This window comes from uncultured Campylobacter sp. (assembly GCF_938045535.1).
GTDB lineage: Bacteria > Campylobacterota > Campylobacteria > Campylobacterales > Campylobacteraceae > Campylobacter_B.
Genome location: NZ_CALIMQ010000207.1, coordinates 1 through 2,478, shown reverse-complemented (window position 1 = coordinate 2,478; position 2,478 = coordinate 1). Strand labels below are relative to the sequence as shown.

Annotated in this window: 3 protein-coding genes; 1 reads left to right on the top strand and 2 read right to left on the bottom strand. The window is 51.0% G+C overall.

The annotated features are described in order from the left end of the window. Positions 1-376, top strand: a 376-nt coding sequence (locus Q0095_RS06370) for a hypothetical protein (protein WP_297882424.1), incomplete at its 5' end; no start/stop codon positions are given. Between the two features lie 114 nt (positions 377-490). Here Q0095_RS06370 and Q0095_RS06365 read toward each other — a convergent pair. Together Q0095_RS06365 and Q0095_RS06360 are read right to left on the bottom strand one after the other, a co-directional pair. Further along, a complete protein-coding gene (locus Q0095_RS06365) occupies positions 491-1,456 on the bottom strand; it encodes an HlyD family efflux transporter periplasmic adaptor subunit (RefSeq protein WP_297882422.1) in 966 nt (321 codons plus the stop codon). Between the two features lie 666 nt (positions 1,457-2,122). Then, positions 2,123-2,478: flavodoxin (locus Q0095_RS06360; protein WP_297882420.1), on the bottom strand; the 356-nt coding region annotated here is incomplete at its 5' end.

Genomic DNA, 2,478 nt, shown 5'->3' with positions numbered 1-2,478 from the left:
GCTAGAAATAAAGCTCGTTGCCGCTATACCGCCCTACTTTTACCTCGTCTCCGAGCCGCAAATTTTAAAATTTAACCCGCGCTGCTTTGCGCCAAAATTTCGCCGAAATTTTACTCGCCGCGCTGAGAATTCCGATCTTTTATCCAAAGCCGCTGCCGGCTCGCGCAAAACTCATGCGATAAATTTTGCGCCACCTTTGTACGGCTTCGTTATAAACATACAGCATTTTATCGCCGCCGAGACGATCTATTTTAGGCACGACGAAATTCATCGCCCTGCTCTGCCGAACAGGCGCCGTCTAAATTCCGCCTCGAAGCGCGCTTTTAAAATTTTATCAGGCTCACGCCGTATACACGGCTCACGCGGCGTTGCGTAAAATTTTACCGGGCGACGAGCTTTGCTATCCAAATTTTGCCCGCAGTGTCCAAAGTGCCGTCCGCGCGCTAAAATTTCGCTCATGCATTAAAATTTTACTCGCAGCGCTTGCATGTTAAAATTCCACGCTGATCGGCTGACCTAAGCGAAACTGCCCATCTTCGTCGCTAAAATCGGCGCGCGCCTCCCACACGAGATCGGCGCGTAGCTCCTCGGTCTGCACCGTGCGGGGCGTGTACATCGCGGTTTGGCTTACGTAGGCGACCTTTGCGCTCGCGCTAGAGCCGTCCGCCGCGATGATCCGTACGCTATGTCCGGCACGCAGGAAGCGGAGCTGATTTTCGCTCAGATAAAATTTCGCGCGCTTATTTTTTACTTCGCTGAGCTCAAAAACGCCCACGCTTGGTATGCTGATGTCGCCGAGCTCCTTAAGGCGCGCTCTGATCTGCCCGCTAAATGGCGCTTTTAGCACGCTTTGCGTCTCGATTTGGTAGTTCAGATATTTTAAATTTTCCTCGCAGCTTGCCAAATTTGCGCGCGCGGCGCCGACATCCTCGCCGCGGTAGCCGCTTTGAAGCTGACGCAGATTAGCCTGCGCGCTTTGCAGCTGAGCTTGCGTGCGCTTCATCGAGTAAAACGCCTCGTCGATCTGCTGCTTGGACGCGGAGTTGGTTTTGCCTAGGCTTTTTAGGCGCTCGTTCGTCAAAGTAGCGAGCTGTAGGGCGTTTTGCAGCGCGCTTACGTTCGCCGCCGCCATCTCGATCTCCTCGCTACGAAAGCCGCTTTGCAGCTTTTGCAAGCTAAATTTAAGCCCGTCGCATCTCGCGATCTGAATACGTCTTTGATAGCTCAGATCCGCCGTATCCAGAGCTGCCAAAACATCGCCAGCCTGCACGAAATCGCCCTCGTCGCGATAAAGCGCGCTAATGCGGCCGCTGCGCTCGAAGCTAAGCGAGCTCTGCCTGATGTCGATGATGCCGTAGGCCTTGTGCGCGACCTCTTCGCGCCTATCGAGATTGAAGTAGATCGCCGCGGCGAGGGCGGCCAGCGCAAAAACGACGAAAAATAGAAGCCTCTTCATAGATCGCCTTAAATTTTGATATGCGGTTATTATAAAATAACTTTTCTAATGCGGCGCTGATATTTGAGGCTCGGGCGGTGATTTTATAAATCGATCGCATTAAATTTGCTGTATTAAATTGATCGCCGCGCGAACAGAATTGAAGCTTGGGCGGATTAAAATTTCATCCTATCTGCGCGATTTCAAGCGGTACAGCTTGTAAAACACGGCGACTTTTTGAATTAAAAATTTTAAAATTTTGACGAGGGGGCCCCGCTCGGAAGCAGAGCGTGAAATTTTGACGCGCGAGCGATACATAGATGCCGCGCGAGCGAAATTTTGTCGCGAAAGCAAGATTTTATCGCACCAATGGCGTACAAGCATCACGGGCGGAATTTATCGCTTTATCACACGAACAGCTTGCAAGTTGCCGCGAACTAAATTTTATCGCGGTAATTGTTTAGAGCTATTCGGCGCAGCAAGCCGGAATTTGCGGCTCCCGCTAGCGATAAATTTTACGCAGCATGAGCTGGTGAAGCTTGGGTGCGGTAGAAATTCTAACAGCGCAACGAGTAAAATTTAAGAGGGCGCCGCTTTCAAGCAAAGCGTGAAATTTAATGGGGAAATTTAACGAGCTTTAGGCTCGATGAGCCCAGAGCTCGGTCGGTCGCACAAAAATTGAAATATTTAAAACTCGCCTTTAACCGCAGCGATCCATTTATCGGTCCTCGCCTGCCAGTGCTCATCGCCCTTAAAATCGATCGTAAGACCTACAAATTTGCCGTTTATGAAGGCGCGCGAATGTTTAAATTTATAGCCCTCCGCGCCCCAAGCGCCGATGAGACGAGCCTTTTTAAGCACTGGCAAAAACGCACTCATACCGCTGCAAAAATCGCTGCCGTGGCGCTCGACGTTACCGACGCCTATGAGCGCGACCTTGCGTCCGTCAAAATCAGTTTTATTCAAAAGCTCCAATTTGTCGTCAAATTTAGCCTGGATCTGTCCGTCGCCGTGCGTCGAAGCCGCAAAAATAAACGCGCTAG